Origin of the sequence: Mycobacterium sp. ST-F2, assembly GCF_001905655.1 — a bacterium.
Taxonomy (GTDB): Bacteria; Actinomycetota; Actinomycetes; order Mycobacteriales; family Mycobacteriaceae; genus Mycobacterium.
The window spans coordinates 60,818-87,136 of the sequence record NZ_JMHT01000053.1; the positions used below are offsets into that span (position 1 = coordinate 60,818).

The following is a 26,319-nucleotide window of genomic DNA, read 5'->3' on the forward strand; positions in this document are numbered from 1 at the left end:
GTTACTGCCGAACTACGCAGGTAACGGCCCGCCACTCGGTGTCGGTTTCGAGTACCCGTCTACTCGCGCTCAGCTGTCGCGCGGGCCGCACCCTGAAATCACGAGCGGCACCCCTTGGCCGCTGACCCGACCGAAAGGTGACGACGATGAGCCACACACTGCACCTCAGTTGGCCTCACGCCCTGGCAGTTCACGCACCTGCCACGCCCCACTGGCTCACCAACGCGGAGCATGCCATCGGCAATGCGGTGCATCGGTTGGGCGAAGAGCACCCCATCTACGACACGCACGTGGAGTACATCGAGGACGCGCTGATGGCGCGCGAAATGTATCGGCTGTGAACGGTTTTGGGCTCAGCCCCGGAACCGGCCCGTGACCGGCGGCAGGTCCTTGAGCGTGAGGATGCCCGGCGCGGCGGCGACGACCGCGGGTACCGCGTTGGTGACCGGCAGCGCGGTGTAGATCATGCCGAGGCCGTTGAGGCTGACCTCGCTCCAGTCCTTCGACGGCAGACAGTAGATCACGGTGCGCATGTTGGGCACACCGAACACCTGGATCACGTGACCGTGCGCCACCGGCTTCGGCGGCGTGACGTGGTTGCCCATGATCCAGTTGAAGCCGACGCTGACGACGTTCTTGTCGCCGACCCAGCCACGGTGGTAGCCGTAGACGCTGGCCACGGTGCCCTTCGGGATCTGCATGAAGCCCAGGTCGGAGTCCTCCGTGGCCGCGGTGAACGTGACGTCGAAGTCGATGCGGTCCAGCTTGGCGCCGATGGCGTCGGCCATCATCGCGGCGGACTCGGCGAACACCTCGCTCTCCAGGCGCACGCTCTCGGCCAGGCCCGGCGTCTCGGGGTCCTTGCCGAAGCCCATCGCCGCCATGGTGCCGGCTGATTCGTAGACGCCGCAGTCGACCGATTCGGTGATGCGGATTTCATCGACGCTCTCGCATGCGCTGGAGAGCACCATGCCCATCATGTTCGTCAGGCCGGGGTGCGCGCCGCTGCCGAAGATCGTGGAATTGCCTGCCTCGCAAGCCTTCTGGATGCGGGGCAGATCCTCGGGGGACTGCTTGCCGCCGGTGATCCAGGCGGCAGTGGAGCAGACGTTGATGCCGGACTCCAGCAGGCGGACCAGCTCGTCGACACTGGGCCAGATGGGGTTGTAACAGCAAGCGTCGGGCTTGAGGGCGACCAGCTCTTCGATGTCGTTGGTGGCCTTGATGCCGGTCGGCTCGGGCCAGCCGGCCAGCTCGGCGGCGTCCACACCGACCTTCTCTGCGCCGTATGCGTAGACGCCCACCAGCTCCATGTCGTCGCGAGCGATGATCGCGTGCAGCGACCGCTTGCCGATGTTGCCGGTGGTCCACTGGATGACGCGGAGTGGTCGGGTGTCATTCGGTGTGCCGGTCATGGAGGCCTCCTCATTGGGGCGGTGCGCTTTCGCTAGACACTATGCCGCAGGTGTCTACCCGCCCTCGGGGGTCCCGGTGTCCGGACGGTTATCCACAGAACGCAATTGATCCACAGGGGGTCCCGTACGCGCGCATTTTCGGGGCGGCGCCGTCGGTGCCGGTGCCTAACGTCGCGGGCATGGTCACTCAGACACCCGTCGACCGGGCTCAGCGGCGCCTGACCGCACAGCCCGGAGACGCGACGGACGCCGACGACGAATCCGATCCGAACGACGACACCTCGCTGTCGCGGTGGTTGCCCGACTCGGTGTCGGGTAGTCCGGGGTGGCTCGCGTCGGTGCGGGCCGACCCCGGGCGAGCCGGGGTGATCGCGCTTGCGGTGGTGGGCGTGGTCGCGGTCCTGGTGACCGTGATCGCCGTGCTCGGTGATGACAAGCCACCCGTGACGGCGGCGAAACTGCCTCCGGTACAGATGGTTTCGTCCAGCACGCCGGCGCCGTCCACGGCGCCGGCCACGGCCGAGGACGTCGTGGTCAGCGTGGCAGGCCTGGTCCATAAGCCCGGTTTGGTGACGCTCCCCGCCGGCGCCCGCATCGCGGACGCGGTCACGGCCGCCGGGGGAGCGCTGGCCGGTGCCGACCTCGTCGGGCTCAACATGGCTCGCAAGGTGGCCGACGGCGAGCAGATTCTGGTCGGCATCACCGCTCCCGTGGGGGCCTCGGCGGGTATGCGCAGTTCGGCCGGCGCGGCGTCCGCTTCGCCGGAGAAGGGGCCGTCCGGCGATGGAAAGGGTTCCGGGGCAAAAGCACCGGTCGATCTGAACACCGCTACCGAGGAGGAGCTCGACGGTCTGCCCGGCATTGGTCCCGTCATGGCGAAAGCGATCGTGGCGTGGCGTCAGGCCAACGGTCGGTTCGCGAACGTCGATCAGCTCGGTGAGGTCGACGGCATCGGGCCGAGCCGGTTGGAGAAACTGCGTGACTTGGTCAGGGTGTGACGGCGACTCCCGCGCCGGACGTCCGGGGCATCGACCTGCGGCTGGTGCCGGCCGCTCTGACGTGCTGGACGGTGACAGCGGCCGGGGTGTGGTGGGGCGCCTGGGCTGCGCTGGCGGCGGTCGTGGTGGCGGTGGCGGCCGTCGTGGGGATCGGCTTGCGGGTGGGTGGTGTGCGCTGGCCCGCGGTGCTCGCCGTGGCGGCGGTGGGGGCGGCGTTCGCGATCGTCGCGACGGTGCGAGTGCATGTGGTCGAGACGCATCCGCTCGCGTCCCGGTTCGGCACGACGGTGGCGGTGACCGTCACACCCACCGAGTCGCCCAAGACGATCCAGGGTGGCCGGCTGATGTTCTCGGCGTCGTTGCAGCGGCTGCAGGACGCCGAATCATCCGGGCGGGTCATGGTTTTCGCGCCGGCTGTGGGCTATTCGGAAGTCAGCGTGGGCCGCCCGATGGCGTTCCGGGCCAGGGTCACCCCACCGAAGCGGCGCGACCTGTCGGTGGCCGTGCTGGCCGCGGTGGGCACGCCGCGGTTCGGGACCGCCTCGACGGGGCAGCGCGCGGCGGCGCACGTGCGGGCTGAGTTCGGCGACGCGGCGCGATTGGCGCTGCCGCCCGATCAGGCCGCGATGCTGCCGGGGCTGGTCCTGGGCGATGTGTCGGCCATCGAGTCGGACACCACTGCCGCATTCCGACGAGCCGGGTTGACGCACCTGACCGCGGTATCGGGGGCCAACGTGACCATCGTGTGCGGCGCGGTACTGCTCAGCGCGGCATTGGTCGGCCCGCGGATCGCGGTGGGGTTGGCGGCGGTGACGCTGTTCGCGTTCGTCGTCATCGTGCAGCCGTCGCCGAGCGTATTGCGCGCCGCCGCAATGGGTTCGGTGATGCTGATGGGCCTGCTGGTGCACCGGCGTCGGCAGGCCATCCCCGCGTTGTCGGCCAGTGTGTTGGTGTTGATGGTGATGTCTCCCGCGCTCGCCGTAGATGCCGGCTTCGCGCTGTCGGTGGTGGCGACGGCGGGACTTGTGGTGATCGCGCCGGGGTGGTCGCGCCGATTGGTGGGCCGGGGCTGGCCGAAGCTCATCGCTGACGCCTTGTGCGTGGCCGTCGCCGCCCAGCTGGTGACGGCGCCGTTGGTGGCGGCGATATCCGGAAGCCTGAGCCTGATCGCGGTGGTGGCCAATCTGCTTGTGGCGCCGGTGATCCCGCCCATCACGATTCTCGGGACCGCGGCGGCGGCAATGGCGTGGTGCTGGCCCGCCGCGGCGCAGCTGCTGATCCGGTTCACCGGGCCGGAGCTGTGGTGGCTCCTGCATGTCGCGCGCTGGAGTGCCGCGGTGCCCGGCGCCGCGGTGAGCGTCCCGTCGGGGTGGGGTGGCGCGCTGCTGCTCGCAGGGACGACGGTGGGGGTGGTGCTGTTGCTGGTGGCCTGGCGGCGCCGACGAGGCGGTAATCCGCTGGCCGCCGACGGCGGACCTGCGATACGCCCGTAAACCCCGGCGCCGCGGTGCAGACTTATTGACGTGAATGATGATTCAACCGGGTCCGTGGCGGCGACGGTGGCGGCACTCGAAGCACGCGGCGTCGGCACCCTGATCGGCACGGTGGTCAATGCCGCGGGCCTGACGCAGGTCAAGGTGGTTCCGCTGAACCGGGTGGCAGTGTTCGCCGAGCACGGCCTGGGCACCAGTCCGACGTGGCACGTGTTCGCCATCGACCAGACGGGCATCGTGTTCAGCGAGCAGACCGGGGTGACCGGGGATCGGCGGGTACACGTCGACCTGGCGGGTCTACGCATCCTCGATGACGGACTGGCCTGGGCGCCCGGCGCGTTCTTCACGCAGGACGGCAACCCGGACCTGTACTGCGGTCGCGGTGTGCTGCAACGGGTTACGCAGCGGCTGGCCGCGGCCGGGTTGACGGCGGCCGTCGGGCATGAGGTCGAGTTCGTGCTCGTCGGGCCCGACGGTGCGCAGCTCCCGGCTGCTCTGTGGGCGCAGTACGGCCTGGCCGGTGTGCTCGAATTCGAAGGATTCGTCAGGGGTGTGATGGACGCCGCCGACGCCGCGGGTGTGGCCATCGAACAGTTCCATCCCGAATACGGGGCCAACCAATTCGAGTTCTCGCTGGAGCCGCTCGACCCGGTGGCCGCGGCCGACCAATTGGTGTTCGCACGCATCCTCATCGGCCGGATGGCGCGCCGGTACGGGCTGCGCGTCAGCCTGTCTCCGGTGCCCTTCGCCGGCAGTGTGGGTTCTGGTGCGCATCAACATTTCTCGCTGACTCACGATGGCGCGCCGGTGTTCTCCGGCGGGTGCGGAGCGCGCGGCATGACCGCTACAGGCGAGTCGGCCGTCGCAGGGCTACTGTCCGGCCTGCCGGGCGCGCAGGGCGTCCTGTGCGGCTCGATCGTGTCAGGACTGCGCATCCAGCCGGGGAGCTGGTCCGGCGCGAACGTCTGTTGGGGTACCGAGAACCGGGAGGCCGCCGTCCGCTTCGTCAGTGCCGCCTCCGGTAATCCGTACGGCGCCAACGTCGAGGTGAAGATCGTCGACCCGTCGGCCAGTCCGTACCTCGCGTCGGCGACCATCCTCGGGCTGGCCCTCGACGGCATCACCCGGCGACTGCCGCTGCCGCCCGAGGTCACCGTCGACCCAGGGTCTCTGACCGCAGCGCAACGCGAGCACGCCGGGGTGGTGACGCTGCCGACCAAGCAGGCCGAAGTCCTCGACGCCCTACGAACCAGCGCTGTGGTTCGCGACATCCTCGGTGACGCGGCCACCGACGCCGTCCTGGGGGTGCGCGGCTACGAGCAGCAGAACTACGGCGATCTGTCCGACGCCGAACTGGCCGAGAAGTTCCGTTTGGCTTGGAGTGTGTGAGTGCGTGCGAGTGCCTGTCGGCGCGCCATGAAACGATCAACGGGTGAGTGGATCGACCGAGGCGTTGCATCTGGTGCTGGGCGACGAGGAACTGCTGGTCGAGCGTGCCGTCGCGGACGTTTTGCGGAATGCGCGCAAGCAGGCCGGCAATGACAATGTCCCGGTTGACCGGCTGCGCGCCGGAGATGTCTCCACCAGTGAGCTCGCCGAACTGCTGAGCCCGTCGCTGTTCGCCGAGGAACGCGTGGTGGTCCTCGAGGCCGCCGCCGAAGCGGGCAAGGACGCCGTCGCCCTCATCGCCGACGCCGCTGCCGACCTGCCCGGCGGCACCATGCTGGTCGTCGTGCACTCCGGCGGAGGCCGGGCGAAGGCCCTGGCGGATCAGCTGAAAAAGCTTGGCGCCGAGGTGCATCCGTGCGCGAAGATCGCGAAGGCCGCCGAGCGCGCCGACTTCGTCCGCAAGGAGTTCCGGTCGTTGAAGGTGAAGGTCGGCGACGACGCCATCAACGCCGTGCTCGACTCCGTCGGTTCGGACATCCGCGAACTGGCCGCGGCCTGCTCACAACTGGTGGCCGACACCGGCGGGCAGATCGACGTGGCGGCCGTGCGGCGCTACCACTCCGGCAAGGCCGAGGTGAACGGCTTCGACATCGCTGACAAGGCCGTCTCGGGTGACGTCAGCGGCGTTGCCGAGGCGCTGCGCTGGGCCATGGCCGGTGGCGTGCCGCACGTCGTCCTGGCCGATGCGCTGGCCGAGGCCGTGCATTCCATCGCGCGCGTCGGTGGGCAGTCGGGTGACCCGTACCGGCTCGCGGGGGAGTTGGGTATGCCGCCGTGGCGGGTCCAGAAGGCGCAGAAGCAGGCGCGGCGCTGGACCCGGGACACCGTGGCCGAGGCGCTGCGCGTGGTGGCGTCGTTGAACGCCGACGTCAAGGGCGCGGCGGCCAATGCCGACTATGCGCTGGAATCGGCCGTGCGTCGCGTCGCCGAGCTCGCCGACAACTGACACTGCGGCGCCCGATCGAGTGTGCGCCCACGCAGACGACGTCCGAGTGAGGATCGGCGTGGATGCACGCTCAACTGAGCATCTCCCAGACACAACAAAACCGCGGCCCGGTCAACGGGCCGCGGTGTCGCGAAATCTACAGGCTCAGATCAGAGCTTGTTGAAGGCCAGGGTCAGCGCCGACTTCTTGTTGGCGGCCTGGTTCTTGTGGATGACACCCTTGGTGGCGGCCTTGTCCAGCTTGCGGTTGGTGGCGACCAGCAGCTCGCCGGCCTTGTCCTTCTCGCCCGCCTCGACGGCCTCGCGGAAGCCGCGGATGGCCGTACGCAGCGCCGACTTCACCGACTGGTTGCGCAGACGTGCACGCTCGTTGGTGCGGATGCGCTTTTCCTGCGACTTGATGTTGGCCACGCGTGTCGTTCCTTCTAAATCTCAAATTGGGCACGTTCGGGAGGAACATGCTCGGTCTTAAGTCTGCGCTCTTCGCCCGTCAACGGGCAGCGACTGTTCAGGTTACCAGCGTCCATGCGAAATCCCCAAAGCGCGGCGTGCGCGCACTGGCTGGCGGTGGGCCCTCAGCTTATCGGTGAATGGCAGTTGTCCTGCCGAAACTGCCAGGTTGATGCAGCATGTCTGCCATGAGCCCACGGACATCGCGCAGTGGGGCCGTTCGATCACGGCCCACCACCCCAGGAAATCGCTACGACGGGGTGTTCGACGGCTATGGCGACGTCGACAGCTACGCCGAGGCGTACGACGAGATGTTCGACGCTCAGGGCACGGTCCGCGGGCTGTACAAGGGTGTCTTCGCCGAGCTGGCGCCGTCCGATGCATCGGAACTGGCAGCTCGGTCCGACGCCCTGGGCCGCGCCTTCATCGACCAGGGCATCACGTTCTCGCTGTCCGGTCAGGAGCGGCCGTTCCCGCTGGACCTGGTGCCCAGGGTCATCTCGGCTGCCGAGTGGTCGAAGCTCGAAAAGGGCATCAAGCAGCGGGTGAAGGCGCTGGAGATGTACCTCGACGACGTGTACGGCGACCAGGAGATCCTGCGTGACGGAGTGATCCCGCGCCGGTTGGTGACCTCGTGTGAGCACTTCCACCGCGAGGCTGCCGGCATCGTCCCGCCCAACGGCGTCCGCATCCACGTGGCGGGCATCGACCTGGTCCGCGACGACAAGGGCGACTTCCGGGTGCTCGAGGACAACCTGCGCTCGCCGTCAGGGGTGTCGTACGTGATGGAGAACCGGCGCACCATGGCCCGCGTCTTTCCCAACCTGTTCGCGACCCACCGCGTCCGGGCGGTCGGCGACTATTCGTCGCATCTGCTGCGGGCGCTGCGCAACGCGGCGGCCTCCAACGAGGCCGACCCGACGGTGGTGGTCCTCACCCCGGGCGTCTACAACTCCGCCTACTTCGAGCACTCGCTGCTGGCCCGGCAGATGGGCGTCGAGCTCGTCGAGGGTCGTGACCTGTTCTGTCGCGACAACACGGTCTACATGCGGACCACCGAAGGCGAGCGCCAGGTGGACGTCATCTACCGGCGCATCGACGACGAATTCCTGGATCCGATGCAGTTCAAGCCGGACTCAGTACTCGGCGTCGCCGGCGTGCTCAACGCCGCACGTGCCGGCAACGTCGTCATCTCCAGCGCGGTGGGCAACGGCGTCGGTGACGACAAGCTGGTCTACACGTACGTGCCGACGATCATCGAGTACTACCTGGGCGAGAAACCGCTGCTGGCGAATGTGGACACCTACCGGTGCTGGCTCGAAGACGAGTGCGAGGAAGTGCTCGACCGGGTCCGTGAGCTGGTGATCAAGCCGGTCGAGGGGTCAGGTGGCTACGGCATCGTCTTCGGTCCGGACGCGTCCGAGAAAGAGATCGCCGCGATCTCGAAGAAGGTCCGGGCCGACCCGCGCGGCTGGATCGCCCAGCCGGTGGTGCAGCTGTCGACGGTGCCGACGCGCATCGGCGACAAACTGGCCCCGCGGCACGTCGACCTGCGGCCGTTCGCGGTCAACGACGGCAACGATGTGTGGGTGCTGCCGGGCGGTCTGACCCGCGTGGCGTTGCCGGAGGGCTCGCTGGTGGTCAACTCGAGCCAGGGCGGCGGATCGAAGGACACCTGGGTGCTCGCGTCGAGGGCCTCGACCGCCGATCGTGAGCTGGCGGCAGCCGAAGTCGTCCGCTCGCTGCCGTCCGCCAGTCAGATTGCCGATGACGGGCCCGCGCAGCAATCCACGCAATCTGCTCAACAGCAACAGCAACAGCAACAGCAACAACAGCAACAGGCGGTGATGTACTGATGTTGGCGCGCAACGCGGAATCGTTGTACTGGATCGGCCGTTACGTCGAACGGGCCGACGACACCGCCCGCATCCTCGATGTCACCGTGCACCAGTTGTTGGAGGATTCGAGCGTCGACCCCGACCTGGCGTCACGAACTTTGTTGCGGGTCTTGGGGATCGCCCCACCGGTAGCGCCTTTGGACATGTGGTCGTTGACCGATCTGGTCGCGTTCGGGCGCGGCGATGGCCAGAACTCGATCGTTGAGTCGATCTCGGCGGCCCGCGAAAATGCCCGCGGCGCACGGGAAGTCACCTCCAGTGAGATGTGGGAGTGCCTCAACACCACGTACAACGCCCTGGCCGAGCGGGAGCGGGCGGCCAAAAGGCTTGGGCCGCACGAGTTCTTGAGCTACGTGGAAGGCCGGGCGGCGATGTTCGCGGGCCTGGCCGACTCGACACTGTCGCGCGACGACGGCTACCGCTTCATGGTGCTGGGCCGGGCCATCGAGCGCGTCGACATGACGGTGCGTCTGCTGCTGGCCCGCGTCGGTGACAGTGCGTCGTCGCCGGCGTGGGTGACGGTGCTGCGGTCGGCCGGTGCGCATGACACCTACCTGCGCACCTACCGGGGTGTGCTCGACGCCAGCCGCGTCGTCGAATTCATGTTGCTGGACAGGCTGTTTCCGCGGTCGGTGTTCTTTTCACTGCGGCAGGCCGAACAGCATCTGGATGAACTCCACAACCGGTCACATGACCGCGTAGGGGCCACCGGCGAGGCGCAGCGGCTCCTGGGCCGGGCGCGCAGTGAGCTCGAGTTCCTGCAGCCGGGTCTGCTGCTGGATTCCCTGGAGGACCGTCTGGCGGGTCTGCAGCGCAGCTGCCGGGACATCGGAGAAGCATTGGCGCTGGAGTACTTTCACTCAGCGCCGTGGGTTGCATGGACCGACGCCGGGCACCCGGTGTCGGTCATCGAAGAAGGTGAGATCTGATATGTGGCGGCTCAGGGTTGTCCATGCCACCGGCTATGCCTACAAGTCGGCGGTGACGGCATCGTTCAACGAGGCCAGGCTGACGCCGCGCTCGGACTCGCGGCAGAACGTCGTCCTCAACCGCGTCGAGACCACACCGGCCACCCGGTCGTACCGGTACATCGACTACTGGGGCACCGCGGTGACGGCCTTCGATCTGCACGCACCGCACACCGAACTGGAGGTGACGTCGTCCTCGGTCGTCGAGACCGACAAGGGCGAAATGCCTGCGGAACTGGTCACTTGGGACGATCTGGCGGGCGCCGGTGTGCGGGACCGGTTCGACGAACTGCTCGTCCCCACGCGGTACACGCCGGTGAGCAAGCGGCTGCAGCGTGTCGGCCAGCGGATCATCAAGTACTACGACCCGCAGGAGGCGGTGATCGCCGCGGCGAACTGGGTGAACACCGAACTGGACTATGTACCGGGCACCACCGGCGTCCACTCGTCGGGGCTCGATGCGCTGCGCGAAGGCAAGGGCGTCTGTCAGGACTTCGCGCACTTGACACTGATCTTGTTGCGCAGCATGGGAATTCCGGCCAGGTACGTGTCCGGCTATCTGCACCCGCAGCGCCGGGCGGAGGTCGGCGACACCATCGAAGGGCAGAGCCACGCCTGGGTGCAGGCCTGGACCGGCGGCTGGTGGGACTACGACCCGACCAACGACGTCGAGATCAACGAGCAGTACGTCACCGTTGCGGTGGGACGGGACTACTCGGACGTGACGCCGCTGAAGGGCATCTACTCGGGCGAGGGATCCACCGATCTGGACGTCGTCGTGGAAATCACCCGGCTCGCTTGACCTCCCAGTCCTATCGCCCGCCGCCGACTACCATGGATGTGAGTTGGATCACGATCGGAGGCGGGCGATGCGGATCGCGGACGTACTGAGTAGCAAGGGTGCCGCCGTAGCGACCATTTCTCCGGAAACCACGGTGTCCCAGTTGCTGGCCAGCCTGGCGGCGTTGAACATCGGTGCCATGGTGGTGGTCGGGCCGGACGGCTTGCTCGGCATCGTGTCCGAGCGTGACGTGGTGCGCAAACTGCACGAGCGCGGCGGAGGCCTGCTGGGCCAGCCGGTTTCGGAGATCATGACGACGGTCCTGGCGACGTGCACGCCGCGCGACACCGTCGACCACCTGGTGGTGCTGATGACGCAGAACCGGGTCCGGCACGTGCCCGTCCTCGATGACGGCCGGCTGGCCGGCATCGTCAGCATCGGCGACGTCGTCAAGACCCGGATGCAGGAGCTCGAAACCGAGCAGCAGCACCTGCAGGACTACATCACCCAGAGCCGCTGACCTTCCCGCGAGCTGGGGCACTTCCCGCGAGCGGCCGTGTCTGCACGGCGACACGCCGCTGTTGGTGTGCAGTTTGGGGCCGTTCACCGGCCGCGAGCGGGCAGAGCGTGTCTTAACGCGCCGACCGCCACATGGGGATCAGGCTCGGCCCGCCGTTCGGCAGCACCATCTCACCGGTGACCTCGAACCCGAACCGCTCGTAATACGGCACGTTCACCGGATTGCTCGACTCCAGATAGGCCGGCGCGTGCTCGGCGTCGCACCGGTCCAGCCGGGACCGCATCAGGGCCTGCCCGTACCCACCGCCGCGCACCGTCGGATCGCTGCCGATCACCGCGAGGTACCAGTGCGGCTCCTCCGGGTGATGCTCCTTCATCAACTCCGCGGCGGCCTGCCCGCGCAGTGCGGCGGTTCCCAACGTCATCAGCATCGCCGGCAGCGACCGGAGCTCGGCGGTCCGTGTCTGCTGCCACTTGCCCGGCGGATCCCACAGCGCCGCCGCGCCGATGCCGTCTGCCGACGCAGCGATCTCCACGCCACCGTGGTCCATGTGGTGGTACCGGGTCAGCGTCATGAACAGGCGGGGGAGTCGCCTCCGTCGTACTCGTGCGTCCGGGATCATCCAGCACATCACCGGATCGTCGGCGAAAGCCCGTGCGAGAGTCTGCGCGAGAGCACCGAGGTCAGAACGAGTGGCTGGTCGAGTCGGGATGTCACGCATGACGCCTGCTTCCCGTGAGGAGGCCCGGTTGTACACCGGGCATCTGGATTTGTGCACTCCGCGCACGCTCGTCGGGCGTGAGCGGCCTCAAAATGCACGCCAACAGCGGTGTGTCGCCGTACAGACACGGCCGCTCGCGGGAGAGAGGAAGCGGGGAGCGGCCTAGCTCCAGGAGTAGGCGGCCCGGAGACGGGCGGCGATGATCTCGAACTTGTCGCGTTCGAGGATCGCGCCTTCACGGCGGATGCCTTCCTCGGGGACGTCGAGCACCCGGTCGAGGCGCACCCAGCTGGCGCGTCCCTCGTAGTCCCAGCTGCCCGAGCCGATGCCCACCCAGTCCGGATCGCCCTGGTGGCGGTCCTGGCTCGACAACATCAGGCCCAGCAGGGTGCTGCGGTCGCGGCCCACCACCAGGACCGGACGGTCCTTGCCGCGGGTCGGGTCGTCCTCGTAGACGACCCAGGTCCACACGATCTCGCCCGGGTCGGCCTGGCCGTCCAGGTCGGGCGCGTAGACGATGCGACGGGCGCGGTGCGCGGTGGGGACGATGTTCTCGGTGACCGGCCGGCCGGCCGTGATCGCCGTCTGCTGTTCCAGCGGCACCGCGCCGAGCGCGGTCAGGCCGACCTCGATACCGAACCGGATCCCCTGCTGGATGGTTCGGGAGAGCCCGTCGGGCTGCTGCAAGTTGCGGATGAGCTTGGGCGCCTCGTTGAACACCAGTTGTTCCGCGAGACGCTGGAACGTCCTCCACTGCGACGCCATGGCATCGAGCATAGGGGAGTTTCCGGGCCGCGATTTAGTCGCCGGGGTCCTGGCTGGATACCCTGGTAGCTGCGCGTGATGCGCACAGACCCATCGTCACCAGGAGATTCCCATCAGCAGTTTCGCCGACAAGACGTTCACTGCGCCGGCGCAGATTCGGAACTTCTGCATCATCGCCCATATCGACCACGGCAAGTCCACCCTGGCCGACCGCATGCTGCAGCTCACCGGTGTCGTCGACGACCGGTCGATGCGCGCGCAGTACCTGGACCGCATGGACATCGAGCGTGAGCGTGGCATCACGATCAAGGCCCAGAACGTCCGCCTGCCGTGGAAGGTCGGCGACGAAGAGTTCGTCCTGCACCTGATCGACACCCCGGGCCACGTCGACTTCACCTACGAGGTGTCACGCGCGCTGGAGGCCTGTGAGGGCGCCGTGCTGCTGGTCGACGCCGCGCAGGGCATCGAGGCGCAGACCCTGGCCAACCTGTACCTGGCGCTGGACCGCGGACTGACCATCATCCCGGTGCTCAACAAGATCGACCTCCCGGCCGCCGACCCGGACCGCTATGCGGGCGAGATCGCGCACATCATCGGTTGCGAGCCGACGGACGTGCTGCGGGTGTCCGGCAAGACCGGTGCAGGCGTGACCGAGCTGCTCGACGAGGTGGTCCGGCTGGTCCCCGCGCCGACCGGTGACCCGGACGCCCCGACCCGCGCCATGATCTTCGACTCGGTCTACGACATCTACCGCGGCGTGGTCACCTACGTCCGTGTGGTGGACGGCAAGATCGTCCCGCGCGAGAAGATCGCCATGATGTCCACCGGGGCCACCCACGAACTGCTCGAGGTCGGCATCGTCTCGCCCGAGCCCAAGGCCTCGGAGGGGCTGGGCGTCGGCGAGGTGGGTTACCTCATCACCGGTGTGAAGGACGTCCGTCAGTCCAAGGTCGGTGACACGGTGACGACGGCCCGCAAGGGTGCCACCGAGGCGCTCACCGGGTACCGCGAACCCAAGCCGATGGTCTACTCGGGCCTGTACCCGGTAGACGGGTCGGACTACCCCAACCTGCGCGAGGCGCTCGACAAGCTGCAGCTCAACGACGCCGCGCTGACGTACGAGCCGGAAACCTCCGTGGCGCTCGGCTTCGGCTTCCGCTGTGGCTTCCTGGGCCTGCTGCACATGGAGATCACCCGCGAGCGCCTGGAGCGCGAGTTCAACCTCGACCTCATCTCGACGTCGCCCAACGTGGTGTACCGGGTGGAGAAGGAAGACAACACCGAGCTGATCGTCACCAACCCGTCGATCTGGCCCGAGGGCAAGGTTCGCGCCGTCCACGAGCCGGTGGTGAAGACGACGGTCATCGCGCCCAGCGAGTTCATCGGCACCATCATGGAGTTGTGCCAGTCCCGCCGCGGTGAACTGCAGGGCATGGATTACCTGTCCCCGGAACGCGTCGAATTGCGGTACATCATGCCGCTCGGCGAAATCATTTTCGACTTCTTCGACTCCCTGAAGTCTCGCACCCGCGGCTACGCGTCGCTGGACTACGAAGAGGCCGGCGAGCAGGAAGCCGATCTGGTGAAGGTCGACATCCTGCTGCAGGGCGAAGCCGTCGACGCGTTCAGCGCCATCGTGCACAAGGACGGCGCGTCGGCCTACGGCAACAAGATGACGACCAAGCTCAAGGAACTGATCCCGCGTCAGCAGTTCGAGGTGCCGGTGCAGGCTGCCATCGGCTCGAGAATCATTGCGCGCGAGAACATCCGGGCCATCCGCAAGGACGTGCTCTCCAAGTGCTACGGCGGTGACATCACCCGTAAGCGCAAGCTGCTCGAGAAGCAGAAGGAGGGCAAGAAGCGCATGAAAACCATTGGCCGGGTTGAGGTTCCGCAGGAGGCCTTCGTCGCCGCACTGTCAACTGATGCTGCCGGAGACAAGCCCAAGAAGTAGGGATTCGTGCACGATTTTCCGCGGTCGCCGCGGAAAATCGTGCACAAATCGCAGGGTTACGCCGCGTGGTGCGGGCCGGTGGAGTGGCCGCCGTGGTGGTGTAGCCCGGGGATCATCATCGGTACCTCGGCCTGGTAGTTCCGGTACGAGTCGCCGAGGTTGGCCACGAGATCGTGTTCCTCGAGCTGGATGGCGATCAGGATGTAACCGGTGGTGGCGAGCGAGAACATCAGGTGCCCGGCCGTCATCGTCGGCGTGGCCCAGAAGGCGATGAGGAATCCGACCATGATCGGGTGCCGCACCACGCGATAGAACATCGTGGTCCGGAAAGGCATGTCCCGGTAGGGTTCTCCGCGCCATGCCAGGTATACCTGGCGCAGCCCGAACAGATCGAAGTGGCTGATCATGAACGTCGACAGCAGCACGATCGCCCAGCCCGCCCAGAACAGGGTGAGCAGCACGAAGCGACCCGCGGGTGCACCGACGTGCCAGATGACCTGTGGCATGGTCCGCCATTGCCAGAACAGCAGCCCCAGCAGCAGGCTCGACATCAGCACGTAGGTGCTGCGTTCGACCGACGATGCCACGACGCGCGTCCAGCGCTGTTTGAACGCCGGCCGCGCCATCACGCTGTGCTGCATCGCGAACAGGCTGAGCAGGATCAGGTTGACGATCACCGCCTCGGCGATGGGCGCGGTGATCCCGTGGTCGACGGTGCGGGGCACCACGACGTTGCCCACGAAGCCGATGGCATAGAGGAACGAGGCCAGGAACACGGCGTAACACAGCACGCCGTAACCCAGTGTCAGATAGCGCTTCATCGTGTCCTCCGATTCTCGGAATGGTCCGGTGACGCCGTCCGCACCGGTCGACTTGCACGCAGCATCGGGCAGGGCCCTAGGTGCGGCCTGGATGTCGGAAACGAATGAGCCCGAAGTCGGGGTGGGGGCCGGCGCACTGCCGGTCCGCGAAGTCATGCCTGGCGCCGCAGCCCCTGGTCACCCTTCCAATATATTCCTGATATTCCTGGCCGGCGACACGCGAAAACCCCCAGTTTTCCGCGGAAAACTGGGGGTTTTCGTGACTGCTCGTGAGGGTTAGGGCGAGCCCTCGGCGATGCGGCGGACCGCATCGATGAACACGTCGATCTCCTCGAACGTGTTGTAGAACGCGAACGACGGACGCACCGTCGCCTCGAGTCCCAGGCGCCGCAGGATGGGCTGGGCGCAGTGATGCCCGGCCCGCACCGCGATACCTTCGGCGTTGAGCGCCTTGCCGACCTCCAACGGTTCGTGCCCGGCCAACACGAAGGACAGCACGCTGGCCTTCTCGTCGGCCGTGCCGACCAGCCGCACTCCCGGAATGGCCGCCAACCGCGGGGTGGCGTACTCCAGCAGAGCGTGCTCGTAGGCCGCAATCCGTTCGATACCAACACGTTCCACGTAGCGGATCGCCTCGCCGAGGCCGACCGCGTCGGCGATGTTGCCCGTGCCGGCCTCGAACTTGTTGGGCGGTCCCTGGAACACCGAACGCTCCAGTGTCACGTCGGCGATCATGTTGCCGCCGCCCTGCCACGGCGGGGTTTCGGCAAGGACGTCCTCGCGCCCATACAGCACGCCGATGCCCGTCGGGCCGTAGATCTTGTGCCCGGAGAACACGAAGAAATCCGCGCCGAGTTCGGCCACATCGATCGGGATGTGCGGGATGGACTGCGCCCCGTCGATCAGCACCCTGGCCCCGTAGCGGTGACCCAGCTCGACGATCGTCTTGACGGGCGTCACCGTGCCCAAGGCATTCGAAACCTGCGTGGCCGCAACCAGTTTCGTCCGCGGACCCAGCAGGTCCTCGAACTCGCCGAGCAGCAGGTTGCCGGCATCGTCGACCGGGGCGACCTTGATGACCGCGCCCGTCTGCTTCGCGATCAGCTGCCACGGAACGATATTGGCGTGATGCTCCAGGTGGGTGATGACGATCTCGTCACCCGGGCCCAGGTGCTTGCCACCCCACGCGTAGGCCACCAGGTTGATGGCCTCGGTGGTGCCGCGGACGAAGATGATCTCCTCGGTCTTCGACGCGCCGATGAACCGTCGTACTGCCTCGCGGGCATCCTCGTAGGCATCGGTGGCCCGGGCCGCCAACTCGTGCGCCGCCCGGTGGATGTTCGAGTTCTCGTGAGCGTAGAAGTACGCCAGCCGGTCGATGACCGACTGCGGCTTCTGTGTCGTGGCCGCGTTGTCGAACCAGATCAGCGGCTTGCCGTTGACCGTCTCCTTGAGGATCGGGAAATCGGCTCTGATCGCGTTGACGTCGAAGACCTCATGGTCGTCGGGCACCACCGGAACCGGTTCGGCAGCAACGGATTCCGCCTGAGGCTGCAGGAAGTAGTAACTCCCGGCATCTTCCGATGGAGCCGGAGCGCCTGACCAGTTCAGTTCCGGTACCGAGGGCACGGTGCCCGGCCACGTGGGAGCGGACCCCCGCGGTGCCGCGGGAGCCGACGGCGGACCCGACGCCAATACCCCCGGCACCGTCGGGACCAGACCCGACGGCACCGCGAACGCCTCCAGCCCACCGAACGGCGCCACCGGACTCACCGCGTTACCGCGGGGAGCCACTGGCGCCGTCCCCGGCGGAATCCCTTCCGGCCCGGGCGACGTCGGTGCCGGCGCGAACAGCTCCGGCACCGATACGAACTCGCCCGGCGTGCCCGGATGCGCCAGACCGGCCGCGGTGGCGGCCGCCGACGTCGTGGTGGTTGCATCCGGGGCCACCCCGCGCGGTGCCACCTGGGTGGTCACCGGTGGGCTGTCCGGACCGGGCCGGAAGCTGGTCGCAAACAGCTGGCTGGCCAGTGCCGACAGGTCGTCCTCGCTCAGCGGCAGGTCACTTGTACTCATGGAAGTGGTCCACTCCGACGTCCTCGAGGACCGCCAGCGCATCGTCGGTGAGCACCGCCAGCGACGAGTACAGCGTGACCAGGTAGGACGCGATGGCCGACCGGTTGATGCCGGTGAAGCGCACCGACAGGCCCGGGGCCTGCTCGCCGACCAGTCCCGGCTGGAACAGGCCGACCACGCCCTGACGCTCCTCGCCGGTGCGGACCAGGATGAACTTGGTCTTCCCGTCCACGACCGGCACCTTGTCCGACGGGATGATCGGGATGCCGCGCCAGGTGATGAACTGGGCGCCGAACAGGCTGACGACTGGTGGCGGCACGCCGCGACGGGTGGCTTCCCGGCCGAACGCCGCCACACCGAGCGGGTTGGTCAGGAAGAACGCGGGGGTCTTCCACACCTTGGTGATCAGCGAGTCGAGGTCATCCGGGGTCGGGGTGCCGCGCAGCGTCTGGATGGTCTGCTCGGGGGTGACCTGCGACAGCAACCCGTACTCCGGGTTGTTGATCAGCTCGGACTCCTGGCGTTCCTTGATGGTCTCGATGGTCAGGCGCAGCTGCTGGGCGACCTGGTCGTGCGGGCTGGAGTACAGATCCGACACCCGGGTGTGCACGTCGAGCAGCGTCGAGATCGAGCGCAGCGTGTACTCGCGCGGACTCGTCTCGTAGTCGACGTAGGTCTCCGGCAGCGGATCCTCGTTGCCCGAACCCTGCTCGGCTGCAATCGCGACCTGCTCGGGGTTCACCACGCGGTTGACGCGGTAGATACCGGCCTCGACGGGCACCCAGCTCAGCAGGTGCAGGAGGAATCGCGGCGTGATGGTCGACAGTTGCGGAACTGTCTTGGTGGCATTGGCTAGCTGCCTTGCGGCGAGATCGCCGAGGGCCTGCGATTCGTTCTGCGCAGACGTCATGGGGGGCTACCTCCGACGGGTTGGTGAGTGGGATGCGGCGGCCACGATACGGCTTCACTGCAGCCCACACAGCCTTAGCGCGCACCGCGGTTAAAACCCGTTCGATTATGACGCTGTGACGAAGTCGGCGTGGTTTTTCTCGGCGAGTGCCGTATGGTAGGCGGCATGACCCACGACGGATCGCTGCGCATGCCCATGCGGCGCTGCTTCGTCGTGCTGTGTTGTTGTTGTTGATTTTCTGACGCCGGCCCTCTGCGTTATGCCCGCCCATCTTCTGGCGGAGCCCATAAACGCGCTGTTCACAGCCTCCAGAAAGCAACACAGCAATGTTCTCCCCTCAGCTCGTACTCACCCGCACGTCCGTCGCGGTCCGCCGTACTGTGCGCCGGGACGCCGAGATCACCCGGATGACCCGGTACCGCGGCGGCACCTACTCGCCGACCGTCGACACCGTCGTGTTCGCCGACGGGACGACGGCGCGCACCGACCTGATCCGGCTCAACCCGAACATCGACGCATACTCGCTGGACTTTCAGGGCATCGCGCCGACCCGGCCGTCGCAGTACCGGCCGGCGAACTGGTCGGCAGTGTCCAACGAGGCAGCTCGGGCGTTCGAGGCCGAGGTGGATTGGATCATCCGCAACTCGTACCCGACGCTCGGCACCGTCGAGCTCAGCCGCCGGGCTCGGGCGGCCGGCCATCTCATCGGTGACGCACACCTGGCCGAGCATGAGGCCATCGCTGCGACGCAGGCCGCGATCTGGCACTTCACCAATGGCCTGCGCCTGGACAACCGCCCGCTCAATGTGCCCGTCGCCGTGACCCCGGAGCCGGGGGCGGTCACCTTCGAATTCGACGGTGAACCCCAATTGGGTAGCTACACAGTCGAATTGACCAGCGACGCGGCCGTCTCGCTGGTGCTGCAGAAGTCGGTCGACGGCATCTCGTGGCGCGATGTCGCCGCGTCGGGACTCAACGTCGCGGCAGGATACGGTCGGCACCGCCGGAGCATCGGCGTCGGGGCCACCGCCTCGGACAGCCGGCCGGGCCGTCAGCACCGTGGGTACCGCTACTACCGCCTGCAGGTGGTGGCCGACACCGACGCCTTCGTCGACATCGAGGACGTCAGCTTCACCCTCAACGGGTCGGGCACCTACCGCAACGCCGAACGCGTGGTCGCGCTGTACAACTACCTCGTCGCCGGTGCCGAAGCGGCACGGAGTCTGACGGTCGTGCCGCGGCTGATCGCCGACCGCGCGGTTGTCGGCGATATCGTGGGCCCGTTCCGGTTCGAGGCCACCGACGCGGCGGCACTCACGGCCGCGGGTGGCACGATCGTCGACGCGGCGGGGGAGCCGATCACCGCGCCCGTGGTCCCCGGCAGCGACATCTATCTGCGTCCGGTGTCCGGTGCCCGTCGGGTGACCGTCACCGCGAGTGTGCCTGCGGCACAGAACGGTTTCGGCGGCCGGGTCATCACCGGGGTGGCGTACGACAGCGGCCTGACGCCCGTCGCCCTCGCGGTGCCGACGCCGACCGTCATCGACTTCGAGCTGATCTTCTGACCCCTGGGATTTGTGCACGTTTTTCCGCGCGGCCCGCGGAAAAACGTGCACAAATCGCTCACTACATCGGCGCGTTGGCGGGCTGGAACACCCCGCTGCTGTCGGCTTCCTCCTCGGCGCGGATGACGTGCACGACGGCATTGATCAATGCCAGGTGGGTGAACGCCTGCGGGAAGTTGCCCAGGTGCCGGCCGGTACGCGGCTCGATCTCCTCGGCGTAGAGGTGCAGCGGGCTGGCGAACGACAGCAGTTTCTCGCACAGGTGCCGGGCCCGGCTCACCTCACCGATCTCGACGAGCGCAGACACCAGCCAGAACGAGCAGATGGTGAAAGTGCCTTCCTCGCCGGACAATCCGTCGTCGGTCTCCTCGGTGCGGTAGCGCAGCACCAGACCTTCCTCGGTGAGCTCCTCGGCGATGGCCATCACCGTCGCGCGCACCCGCGGGTCGTCGGCCGGCAGGAACCGGGTGAGGATCGCCAGCAGCAGTGAGGCATCGAGGGCGTCGTCGCCGTACCGCTGGGTCAGCACGCCGCGCTTGTCGACACCGTGGGCCAGGACATCGGCCTTGATCTCGTCGGCGATCTTGCGCCACTGCTGCGCGTAGGACTTTTCCCCTTGCAGCTCAGCGAGTTTCGAGCCGCGATCCAACGCCACCCAGCACATGATCTTGCTGGAGGTGAAGTGCTGCGGTTCGCCGCGCACTTCCCAGATGCCGCGGTCGGGTTCCTTCCAGTGCTTGATCGCTTCTTCCACTTGGTTTTTCAGCACCGGCCAGAGCATCTCGGGAATCTGCTCGCGGGATTTGGCGTGCAGGTACACCGAGTCGAGCATCGTGCCCCAGATGTCGTGCTGCATCTGGTTGTAGGCACCGTTGCCGATCCGGACGGGCCGCGAGTAGTCGTAGCCGGACAGGTGATGCAGTTCCTCTTCGACGAGGCTGCGTTCGCCGCCGACGCCGTACATCACCTGAAGCGGGTGGCGCTCACCGTTGTTGGCGCCCGACACGTCGGCGATGAACGAGAAGAAGTCGTCGGCCTCGCGGTCCAGGCCGAGCGTGTACAGGCCCCACAGGGCGAACGTCGAGTCCCGGATCCACGAGTACCGGTAGTCCCAGTTCCGTTCGCCCTGAGGCGTTTCCGGCAGCGATGTGGTGCTCGCTGCCAGCAGCGCGCCGGTCGGGGAGTAGGTCAGCCCCTTGAGGGTCAGCGCACTGCGCTGCAGATACGACCGCCACGGGTGGTCCGGGAAGTCGCCGACATTGATCCACTGCCGCCACGCCTCGCTGGTCTTCCACATCTTGTCGGAGGCCTCGTCGAAGGTCTGCGGCGCCGGATGCTTGGACCACGACAGCGCGACGAACACCTTGTCGCCCTCGGTGAGCCGGGTCCGGGCCCGCGCCTCGTGGCCTTCCAGGCCGATCCGCAGGTTGGTGGTCAGGCGCAGTGTCGGGTGCGCCTCGGGGTTCTTGTTGGCGCGGGCGATGGCCTCGCCGTACGCGGCGGCCGAGTACTCCCACGACGCGCTCTCGCGGTGATAGTCGAACGACGGCTCACAGCTCATGACGAACTCGACGGTGCCGCTCACGCAGCGCACGGTGCGCAGCAGGATGTGCTCGGCGTCCCAGTCCATCGGAGTGCGACGGTGCGTGCGGGAACGGGTTTCGATGTCGTGCCACGGCCCCATCACGAGGGCGTCGCGCACGATGGCCCAGCCGGTGTGCGTCTGCCACGTGGTCTCCAGGATCAGCGAGCCCGGCAGGTACCGCCGCGCCGACGGCACCGTCACGCCGTACGGCGCCAACCGGAAGTGCCCGGCGCCGCGGTCGAGGATCGACCCGAAGACGCTGGGGGAGTCCGGCCGCGGCACGCACATCCACTCGACGGAGCCCGCCGAAGAGATCAAGCAGGTGTTCTCGCAGTCGGACAGGAAGGCGTAATCCGCGATCGGCGGAAACGGCGTGCGGACCGCGGTCGAGATCGCACCGCCGGTCAGTGAATCGTCGCCCGCTGCGGCGAGGTGAGGAATCCCGTGGCCGTTCGCCAGGATGTGGCCTGGGTCGCTGGATTGGCCCGACTTGTCCGTTTGTGGCAGCACCATTCGCACATCATCGACTGCATCTACGGTTGCCGTCCACCGAAAGCCCTGACGGGGCCTGCCGGATTCGACCCAGCGCGATTCGAAAGGGCACACACCGTAGGCTGAGAATCGATGAACGGCATTCTGAATTGGTGGGACGGCGTCGAACTGTGGCTGTCCGGTCTGTCGTTCGTGGTGCAGACGATCATCGTGATGCCCGTGGTGCTGGCACTCGCATATGGCCTGGCAGTGCTGCTCGACGTGGCGCTGGGCTACTCCATCACGCTGCTGCACCGGGCCCGCCACGTCGAGGAGGACGCACTGTGAACGGACTGCCGCAGTCACGGGTGACGCTGATCCTGGTGCTGCTGGTGGTGCTCGTCATCGTCACGTGGCTGCTGACTCGCTGAGCAGTGGCTACGAGCCGGCCTCTGATATTCTTCCGGCCATGTACGCAGCGTCCGGCACAACCGAGGGCCACATCCTGGCCCTCATTGCCGTGGGTACCCGCGCTGTTGCTGACGTCGCCTGTTGTCGCTGACCCCGTTTCCGTCCGCGGTTTCCGGGATCGGCGTCGGCTTCTGCTATGCCCACGTGCTGATCGATCACCTTGCCGTGTGACGGGTAGTCCATCCGTAAACCAGCAAGGAAGGCCCATCAATGCACAAGATCATCAAGAACTGGCGGCCCGCCACCGCGGTCGCTGCCGTCGTGGCCAGCACCACGGTGCTCGCCGCTTGCGGTGGCGGAGCGAGTGACGTCGCCGGCGGTGGCGGTGCACAGTCGGGTGCCAACACCACCCTGACCCTGGTGGCCTACGCCGTGCCGGAGCCCGGCTGGAGCAAGATCATCCCGGCATTCGCCGCCACCCCTGAGGGCAAGGGTGTCGCTGTGACCACGTCGTACGGTGCCTCCGGTGATCAGTCGCGCAAGGTCGAGTCCGGTGCCCCCGCCGACATCGTCAACTTCTCGGTGGAGCCCGACGTCACCCGCCTGGTGAAGGCCGGCAAGGTCAGCAAGGACTGGAACGCCGACGCCACGAAGGGCATCCCGTTCGGTTCGGTGGTGTCGCTGGTCGTGCGCAAGGGCAACCCCAAGGGCATCAAGGACTGGGACGACCTGCTCAAGCCGGGCGTCGAGGTCGTCACGCCCAGTCCGCTGAGCTCGGGTTCGGCCAAGTGGAACCTGCTGGCGCCGTACGCCGTGAAGAGCAACGGCGGCAAGGACGCCCAGGCCGGCATCGACTTCGTGCGGCAGCTGGTCGTCGAGCACATCAAGACCCGTCCGGGTTCGGGCCGGGAAGCCACCGACCTCTTCCTGCACGGCACCGGTGACGTGCTGATCAGCTACGAGAACGAAGCCATCAACGTCGAGCGGCAGGGCAAGGACGTCGAGCACATCAACCCGCCGCAGACCTTCAAGATCGAGAACCCGGTGGCTGTCGTGACGTCGGGCCCGCACCAGGACAAGGCCAACGCGCTGAAGAACTTCCTCTACACCGCGGACGGCCAGAAGCTGTGGGCGCAGGCCGGGTTCCGCCCGGTCGATCCGGCCGTGACCGCTGAGTTCGCCAAGGACTTCCCGACGCCGGAGAAGCTGTGGACCATCGCTGACCTGGGTGGATGGAAGACCGTCGATCCGGCGTTGTTCGACAAGGAAAACGGCAGCATCACCAAGATCTACAAGCAGGCCACTGGATGACAAGCACTGTTCAGTTCGACGGCGTCCCGGCCCGGCCCGAGTCCAATGGTGACTCGGCCGGGCCGGGCCCCGGCGTGAGGAACGCATTGGGCACGACGTCGTTGCGCGTGGGCGCGGCGAGCATCTGGCTGTCCGTCATCGTGCTGCTGCCGCTCGCCGCGATCCTGGTCCAATCCGCCCGCGGCGGCTGGGGGTACTTCTGGTCCGCGGTCACATCGAATTCAGCACTCGCCTCGTTCCGGGTGACGCTCGAGGTGTCGGCGGCCGTCGCGCTCATCAACCTGGTCTTCGGGTTGTTGGTGGCGTGGGTGCTGACGCGCGACGACTTCGTCGGTAAGCGACTGGTGGACGCCGTCATCGACCTGCCGTTCGCGCTGCCCACGATCGTGGCCAGCCTCGTGATGCTCGCGCTCTACGGTCCGGCCAGCCCGGTGAACCTGCATCTGCAGCACACCAAGTGGGGCATCGGCGTCGCGCTACTGTTCGTCACGCTGCCGTTCGTGGTGCGGTCGGTGCAGCCGGTCCTGCTCGAACTCGACCAGGAGACCGAAGAGGCGGCCGCGTCGCTCGGCGCCAACAACTTTGTCATCTTCACCAAGGTGGTGCTACCGGCGCTGCTGCCGTCACTGCTGTCGGGCGCGGGTCTGGCCTTCTCCCGCGCCATCGGCGAATTCGGTTCGGTGGTGCTGATCGGCGGCGCGGTGCCCGGCGAGACCGAGGTGTCGTCGCAGTGGATCCGCACCCTGATCGAGAACGACGACCGTACCGGTGCGGCCGCGATCTCGATTGTGCTGCTGGTGATTTCGTTCGTCGTGCTGTTCGTGCTGCGGGTCATCGGGTCGCGGGCGGCCAAGCGTCAGGAGCTGGCTCCATGACCCTCTCGCCGCTGGTTCGCTACCTGGCCCGGTACGTGGCGCTGGCCTACATCACGGTGCTCGTCATTGTGCCCGTCGGCCTGATCCTGTGGCGCACCTTCCAGCCCGGTCTGGGGGAGTTCTTCACCCAGATCACTACGCCGGCAGCCATTTCCGCGCTGCAGCTCTCGCTGCTCGTCGTCGCCATCGTGGTGCCGCTCAACGTGCTGTTCGGGGTGCCGACCGCACTGGTGTTGGCCCGCAACCGGTTCCGCGGCAAGAGCGTCCTGCAGGCTGTGATCGACCTGCCGTTCGCGGTGTCGCCCGTCGTGGTCGGTGTGGCCCTGATCCTGCTGTGGGGCTCGGCCGGACTGCTCGGCTTCGTCGAGCACAGTTGGGGATTCAAGATCATCTTCGGCTTCCCCGGCATCGTTCTGGCGAGCATCTTCGTCACGGTTCCCTTCGTGATCCGCGAAGTCGAACCGGTGCTGCACGAGCTCGGCACCGACCAGGAAGAAGCGGCCTCCACCCTGGGCGCGCAGTGGTGGCAGACGTTCTGGCGGATCACGCTGCCGTCCATCCGCTGGGGCCTGACCTACGGCGTCGTGCTGACCGTCGCGCGCACGCTGGGAGAATACGGCGCCGTCATCATGGTGTCCTCCAACCTGCCCGGCCAATCCCAGACCCTGACCCTGCTGGTGTCCGACCGGTACAGCCGCGGCGCCGAATACGGCGCCTACGCCATGTCCACAGTGCTGATGGCGGTCGCGGTGATCGTGCTGATCGTGCAGGTAATCCTCGACGCCCGGCGGGTCCGGGCGGCACAATAGCTTTTCGATAGGAAGAACCGAACATGAGTGACGAGCACAAGCAGGGCAGCGTTCCCGCCATCACCGTGCGCGGCGCGAACAAGCACTACGGCGACTTCGCGGCGCTCGACAACGTCGACTTCGACGTGCCCGAGGGCTCGCTGACCGCGCTGCTGGGCCCCAGTGGGTCGGGCAAGTCGACGCTGCTGCGGGCCATCGCGGGGCTCGACACCCCGGACACCGGCACCATCACCATCAAGGGCAACGACGTCACCGGCGTGCCGCCGCAGCGGCGCGGCATCGGCTTCGTGTTCCAGCATTACGCCGCTTTCAAGCACCTGACCGTCCGCGAGAACGTCGCGTTCGGGCTCAAGATCCGCAAGAAGCCCAAGGCCGAGATCCAGGAGAAGGTCGACAGCCTGCTGGAGGTCGTGGGCCTGGCCGGTTTCCAGACGCGCTACCCGAGCCAGCTCTCCGGCGGTCAGCGTCAGCGCATGGCGCTGGCTCGCGCCCTCGCGGTCGATCCCCAGGTGCTGCTGCTCGACGAACCGTTCGGTGCCCTCGACGCCAAGGTGCGTGACGACCTGCGGACCTGGCTGCGTCGCCTGCACGACGAGGTCCACGTGACCACCGTGCTCGTCACGCACGACCAGGCCGAGGCGCTCGACGTCGCCGACCGGATCGCGGTGCTCAACAAGGGCCGCATCGAGCAGGTCGGGTCGCCCACCGAGGTCTACGACAGCCCGGCCAATCCGTTCGTGATGTCGTTCCTCGGTGCGGTGTCGACGCTGAACGGGACGCTGGTGCGGCCCCACGACATCCGCGTCGGCCGGAATCCCGACATGGCCATTTCGCAGGCCGACGACGACGTCGCGGCCACCGGAGTGCTCCGGGCGAAGGTCGACCGAGTTGTGGTGCTGGGCTTCGAGGTTCGCGTCGAGCTGACGACCGCCGCGGACCACACGCCGTTCACCGCACAGATCACCCGCGGTGACGCCGAAGCGCTGCGCCTGCTCGAGGGCGACACCGTGTACGTCCGGGCCACTCGCATCCCCCCGATCGCGGGACAGACGCAAGAAGTCGAGGCGGTCCTCGCAAGGGCCTGAGCCACAAGGGTTTTCGCACCGCGGCCGGGCAACCAGATGATCT

25 protein-coding genes are annotated in these 26,319 nt (G+C 67.3%); 17 read left to right on the plus strand and 8 right to left on the minus strand.

Going from position 1 to position 26,319, the window contains the following annotated elements:
- The first annotated feature begins 146 nt into the window (after positions 1–146).
- Complete coding sequence (locus tag EB75_RS18960) at positions 147–341, plus strand: hypothetical protein (RefSeq protein WP_073696869.1); 195 nt, start codon at positions 147–149, stop codon at positions 339–341.
- Positions 342–353: 12 nt separating this feature from the next.
- On the opposite strand, the gene EB75_RS18965 is transcribed toward EB75_RS18960, so the two are convergent.
- Positions 354–1,415 carry an NAD(P)H-dependent amine dehydrogenase family protein gene (locus EB75_RS18965; protein ID WP_073696870.1) on the minus strand — a complete coding sequence of 354 codons (1,062 nt, stop codon included), beginning with the start codon at positions 1,413–1,415 and terminating at the stop codon, positions 354–356.
- Positions 1,416–1,594: 179 nt separating this feature from the next.
- Here EB75_RS18965 and EB75_RS18970 point away from each other — a divergent pair, with 179 nt between their 5' ends.
- The 4 genes from EB75_RS18970 (at position 1,595) to holA (ending at position 6,301) form a co-directional block, all read left to right on the plus strand.
- A complete protein-coding gene (locus EB75_RS18970) occupies positions 1,595–2,413 on the plus strand; it encodes a ComEA family DNA-binding protein (RefSeq protein ID WP_073696871.1) in 819 nt (272 codons plus the stop codon).
- Positions 2,410–3,906, plus strand: a complete 1,497-nt coding sequence (locus tag EB75_RS18975; protein ID WP_073696872.1) for a ComEC/Rec2 family competence protein — start codon at positions 2,410–2,412, stop codon at positions 3,904–3,906. Before EB75_RS18970 ends, EB75_RS18975 begins: the two co-directional genes overlap by 4 nt.
- Positions 3,907–3,936: 30 nt before the next feature.
- Positions 3,937–5,295, plus strand: coding sequence for a type I glutamate--ammonia ligase (locus tag EB75_RS18980; protein WP_073696873.1), 1,359 nt, complete (start codon positions 3,937–3,939; stop codon positions 5,293–5,295).
- 64 nt (positions 5,296–5,359) lie between these two features.
- The gene (holA, locus tag EB75_RS18985; protein WP_168176071.1) at positions 5,360–6,301 is read left to right on the plus strand and encodes a DNA polymerase III subunit delta; all 942 of its coding nucleotides are present in this window, start codon (positions 5,360–5,362) and stop codon (positions 6,299–6,301) included.
- A 149-nt stretch (positions 6,302–6,450) separates the two neighbouring features.
- Here holA and rpsT read toward each other — a convergent pair whose 3' ends face one another.
- Complete coding sequence (gene rpsT / locus EB75_RS18990; protein ID WP_064860034.1) at positions 6,451–6,711, minus strand: 30S ribosomal protein S20; 261 nt, start codon at positions 6,709–6,711, stop codon at positions 6,451–6,453.
- 227 nt (positions 6,712–6,938) lie between these two features.
- On the opposite strand from rpsT, the gene EB75_RS18995 reads away from it, so the two are divergent.
- The 4 genes from EB75_RS18995 (at position 6,939) to EB75_RS19010 (ending at position 10,917) form a co-directional block, all read left to right on the plus strand.
- Positions 6,939–8,606: a circularly permuted type 2 ATP-grasp protein gene (locus EB75_RS18995; protein ID WP_502689384.1), complete on the plus strand. Its 1,668-nt coding sequence runs from the start codon at positions 6,939–6,941 to the stop codon at positions 8,604–8,606.
- Positions 8,606–9,577: an alpha-E domain-containing protein gene (locus EB75_RS19000; RefSeq protein ID WP_073696876.1), complete on the plus strand. Its 972-nt coding sequence runs from the start codon at positions 8,606–8,608 to the stop codon at positions 9,575–9,577. The genes EB75_RS18995 and EB75_RS19000 overlap by 1 nt, the downstream gene beginning before the upstream one ends.
- Position 9,578: 1 nt before the next feature.
- Complete coding sequence (locus EB75_RS19005) at positions 9,579–10,418, plus strand: transglutaminase family protein (protein WP_073696877.1); 840 nt, start codon at positions 9,579–9,581, stop codon at positions 10,416–10,418.
- A 67-nt stretch (positions 10,419–10,485) separates the two neighbouring features.
- Positions 10,486–10,917 (plus strand): CBS domain-containing protein, encoded by a 432-nt coding sequence (locus tag EB75_RS19010; RefSeq protein ID WP_073696878.1) that lies wholly within the window; start codon positions 10,486–10,488, stop codon positions 10,915–10,917.
- A 112-nt stretch (positions 10,918–11,029) separates the two neighbouring features.
- Here EB75_RS19010 and EB75_RS19015 read toward each other — a convergent pair whose 3' ends face one another.
- Together EB75_RS19015 and EB75_RS19020 are read right to left on the minus strand one after the other, a co-directional pair.
- On the minus strand, positions 11,030–11,638 hold the full coding sequence (locus EB75_RS19015; RefSeq protein ID WP_073696903.1) for a GNAT family N-acetyltransferase: 609 nt from the start codon (positions 11,636–11,638) through the stop codon (positions 11,030–11,032).
- Positions 11,639–11,800: 162 nt separating this feature from the next.
- Positions 11,801–12,415 carry a type II toxin-antitoxin system PemK/MazF family toxin gene (locus tag EB75_RS19020; RefSeq protein ID WP_073696879.1) on the minus strand — a complete coding sequence of 205 codons (615 nt, stop codon included), beginning with the start codon at positions 12,413–12,415 and terminating at the stop codon, positions 11,801–11,803.
- Positions 12,416–12,509: 94 nt separating this feature from the next.
- Between EB75_RS19020 and lepA the strand changes: the two genes are divergently transcribed.
- Positions 12,510–14,357, plus strand: coding sequence for a translation elongation factor 4 (lepA, locus tag EB75_RS19025; RefSeq protein ID WP_073696880.1), 1,848 nt, complete (start codon positions 12,510–12,512; stop codon positions 14,355–14,357).
- A 56-nt stretch (positions 14,358–14,413) separates the two neighbouring features.
- Here lepA and mddA read toward each other — a convergent pair whose 3' ends face one another.
- The 3 genes from mddA to EB75_RS19040 all read right to left on the minus strand — a co-directional run bounded on the left by mddA (position 14,414) and on the right by EB75_RS19040 (position 18,164).
- A complete protein-coding gene (mddA, locus tag EB75_RS19030; protein ID WP_073696904.1) occupies positions 14,414–15,178 on the minus strand; it encodes a methanethiol S-methyltransferase in 765 nt (254 codons plus the stop codon).
- 276 nt (positions 15,179–15,454) lie between these two features.
- Positions 15,455–17,254 (minus strand): family 2A encapsulin nanocompartment cargo protein cysteine desulfurase, encoded by a 1,800-nt coding sequence (locus tag EB75_RS19035; protein WP_073696881.1) that lies wholly within the window; start codon positions 17,252–17,254, stop codon positions 15,455–15,457.
- Positions 17,241–18,164 (minus strand): family 2A encapsulin nanocompartment shell protein, encoded by a 924-nt coding sequence (locus tag EB75_RS19040; protein ID WP_020102129.1) that lies wholly within the window; start codon positions 18,162–18,164, stop codon positions 17,241–17,243. The genes EB75_RS19035 and EB75_RS19040 overlap by 14 nt, the downstream gene beginning before the upstream one ends.
- Before the next feature lie 326 nt (positions 18,165–18,490).
- On the opposite strand from EB75_RS19040, the gene EB75_RS19045 reads away from it, so the two are divergent.
- Positions 18,491–19,729 (plus strand): thioester domain-containing protein, encoded by a 1,239-nt coding sequence (locus EB75_RS19045; RefSeq protein ID WP_142239702.1) that lies wholly within the window; start codon positions 18,491–18,493, stop codon positions 19,727–19,729.
- Between the two features lie 61 nt (positions 19,730–19,790).
- Here the strand turns inward: EB75_RS19045 and EB75_RS19050 are convergent, their stop codons facing one another.
- Entirely contained in the window at positions 19,791–21,827 is a 2,037-nt protein-coding gene (locus EB75_RS19050; RefSeq protein WP_142239703.1) for a glycoside hydrolase family 15 protein, read from the minus strand.
- Positions 21,828–21,938: 111 nt separating this feature from the next.
- On the opposite strand from EB75_RS19050, the gene EB75_RS19055 reads away from it, so the two are divergent.
- The 6 genes from EB75_RS19055 (at position 21,939) to EB75_RS19075 (ending at position 26,276) form a co-directional block, all read left to right on the plus strand.
- Positions 21,939–22,133 (plus strand): hypothetical protein, encoded by a 195-nt coding sequence (locus EB75_RS19055; RefSeq protein WP_020102126.1) that lies wholly within the window; start codon positions 21,939–21,941, stop codon positions 22,131–22,133.
- Between the two features lie 121 nt (positions 22,134–22,254).
- Positions 22,255–22,347: an Ms4533A family Cys-rich leader peptide gene (locus tag EB75_RS30195; protein WP_353651654.1), complete on the plus strand. Its 93-nt coding sequence runs from the start codon at positions 22,255–22,257 to the stop codon at positions 22,345–22,347.
- A gap of 119 nt (positions 22,348–22,466) precedes the next feature.
- Positions 22,467–23,507 (plus strand): sulfate ABC transporter substrate-binding protein, encoded by a 1,041-nt coding sequence (locus tag EB75_RS19060; RefSeq protein WP_061006468.1) that lies wholly within the window; start codon positions 22,467–22,469, stop codon positions 23,505–23,507.
- Complete coding sequence (gene cysT, locus EB75_RS19065; protein ID WP_073696882.1) at positions 23,504–24,382, plus strand: sulfate ABC transporter permease subunit CysT; 879 nt, start codon at positions 23,504–23,506, stop codon at positions 24,380–24,382. Before EB75_RS19060 ends, cysT begins: the two co-directional genes overlap by 4 nt.
- Entirely contained in the window at positions 24,379–25,191 is an 813-nt protein-coding gene (cysW, locus tag EB75_RS19070; protein WP_073696883.1) for a sulfate ABC transporter permease subunit CysW, read from the plus strand. Before cysT ends, cysW begins: the two co-directional genes overlap by 4 nt.
- A gap of 23 nt (positions 25,192–25,214) precedes the next feature.
- Positions 25,215–26,276 (plus strand): sulfate/molybdate ABC transporter ATP-binding protein, encoded by a 1,062-nt coding sequence (locus EB75_RS19075; protein ID WP_073696884.1) that lies wholly within the window; start codon positions 25,215–25,217, stop codon positions 26,274–26,276.
- Positions 26,277–26,319: the final 43 nt, after the last annotated feature.

Coding starts and splice junctions, on each gene's coding strand:
- EB75_RS19040 (WP_020102129.1), bottom strand. CDS start 18,164: ATGACGTCTGCGCAGAACGAATCGCAGGCCCTCGGCGATCTCGCCGCA.
- mddA (WP_073696904.1), bottom strand. CDS start 15,178: ATGAAGCGCTATCTGACACTGGGTTACGGCGTGCTGTGTTACGCCGTG.
- EB75_RS18970 (WP_073696871.1), top strand. CDS start 1,595: ATGGTCACTCAGACACCCGTCGACCGGGCTCAGCGGCGCCTGACCGCA.
- EB75_RS30195 (WP_353651654.1), top strand. CDS start 22,255: ATGTACGCAGCGTCCGGCACAACCGAGGGCCACATCCTGGCCCTCATT.
- cysT (WP_073696882.1), top strand. CDS start 23,504: ATGACAAGCACTGTTCAGTTCGACGGCGTCCCGGCCCGGCCCGAGTCC.
- EB75_RS19005 (WP_073696877.1), top strand. CDS start 9,579: ATGTGGCGGCTCAGGGTTGTCCATGCCACCGGCTATGCCTACAAGTCG.
- cysW (WP_073696883.1), top strand. CDS start 24,379: ATGACCCTCTCGCCGCTGGTTCGCTACCTGGCCCGGTACGTGGCGCTG.
- EB75_RS19035 (WP_073696881.1), bottom strand. CDS start 17,254: ATGAGTACAAGTGACCTGCCGCTGAGCGAGGACGACCTGTCGGCACTG.
- EB75_RS19045 (WP_142239702.1), top strand. CDS start 18,491: ATGTTCTCCCCTCAGCTCGTACTCACCCGCACGTCCGTCGCGGTCCGC.
- EB75_RS19075 (WP_073696884.1), top strand. CDS start 25,215: ATGAGTGACGAGCACAAGCAGGGCAGCGTTCCCGCCATCACCGTGCGC.
- EB75_RS18960 (WP_073696869.1), top strand. CDS start 147: ATGAGCCACACACTGCACCTCAGTTGGCCTCACGCCCTGGCAGTTCAC.
- EB75_RS19060 (WP_061006468.1), top strand. CDS start 22,467: ATGCACAAGATCATCAAGAACTGGCGGCCCGCCACCGCGGTCGCTGCC.
- EB75_RS19000 (WP_073696876.1), top strand. CDS start 8,606: ATGTTGGCGCGCAACGCGGAATCGTTGTACTGGATCGGCCGTTACGTC.
- EB75_RS19020 (WP_073696879.1), bottom strand. CDS start 12,415: ATGCTCGATGCCATGGCGTCGCAGTGGAGGACGTTCCAGCGTCTCGCG.
- EB75_RS19010 (WP_073696878.1), top strand. CDS start 10,486: ATGCGGATCGCGGACGTACTGAGTAGCAAGGGTGCCGCCGTAGCGACC.
- EB75_RS19015 (WP_073696903.1), bottom strand. CDS start 11,638: ATGCGTGACATCCCGACTCGACCAGCCACTCGTTCTGACCTCGGTGCT.
- EB75_RS18965 (WP_073696870.1), bottom strand. CDS start 1,415: ATGACCGGCACACCGAATGACACCCGACCACTCCGCGTCATCCAGTGG.
- EB75_RS18995 (WP_502689384.1), top strand. CDS start 6,939: ATGAGCCCACGGACATCGCGCAGTGGGGCCGTTCGATCACGGCCCACC.
- EB75_RS19055 (WP_020102126.1), top strand. CDS start 21,939: ATGAACGGCATTCTGAATTGGTGGGACGGCGTCGAACTGTGGCTGTCC.
- EB75_RS19050 (WP_142239703.1), bottom strand. CDS start 21,827: ATGGTGCTGCCACAAACGGACAAGTCGGGCCAATCCAGCGACCCAGGC.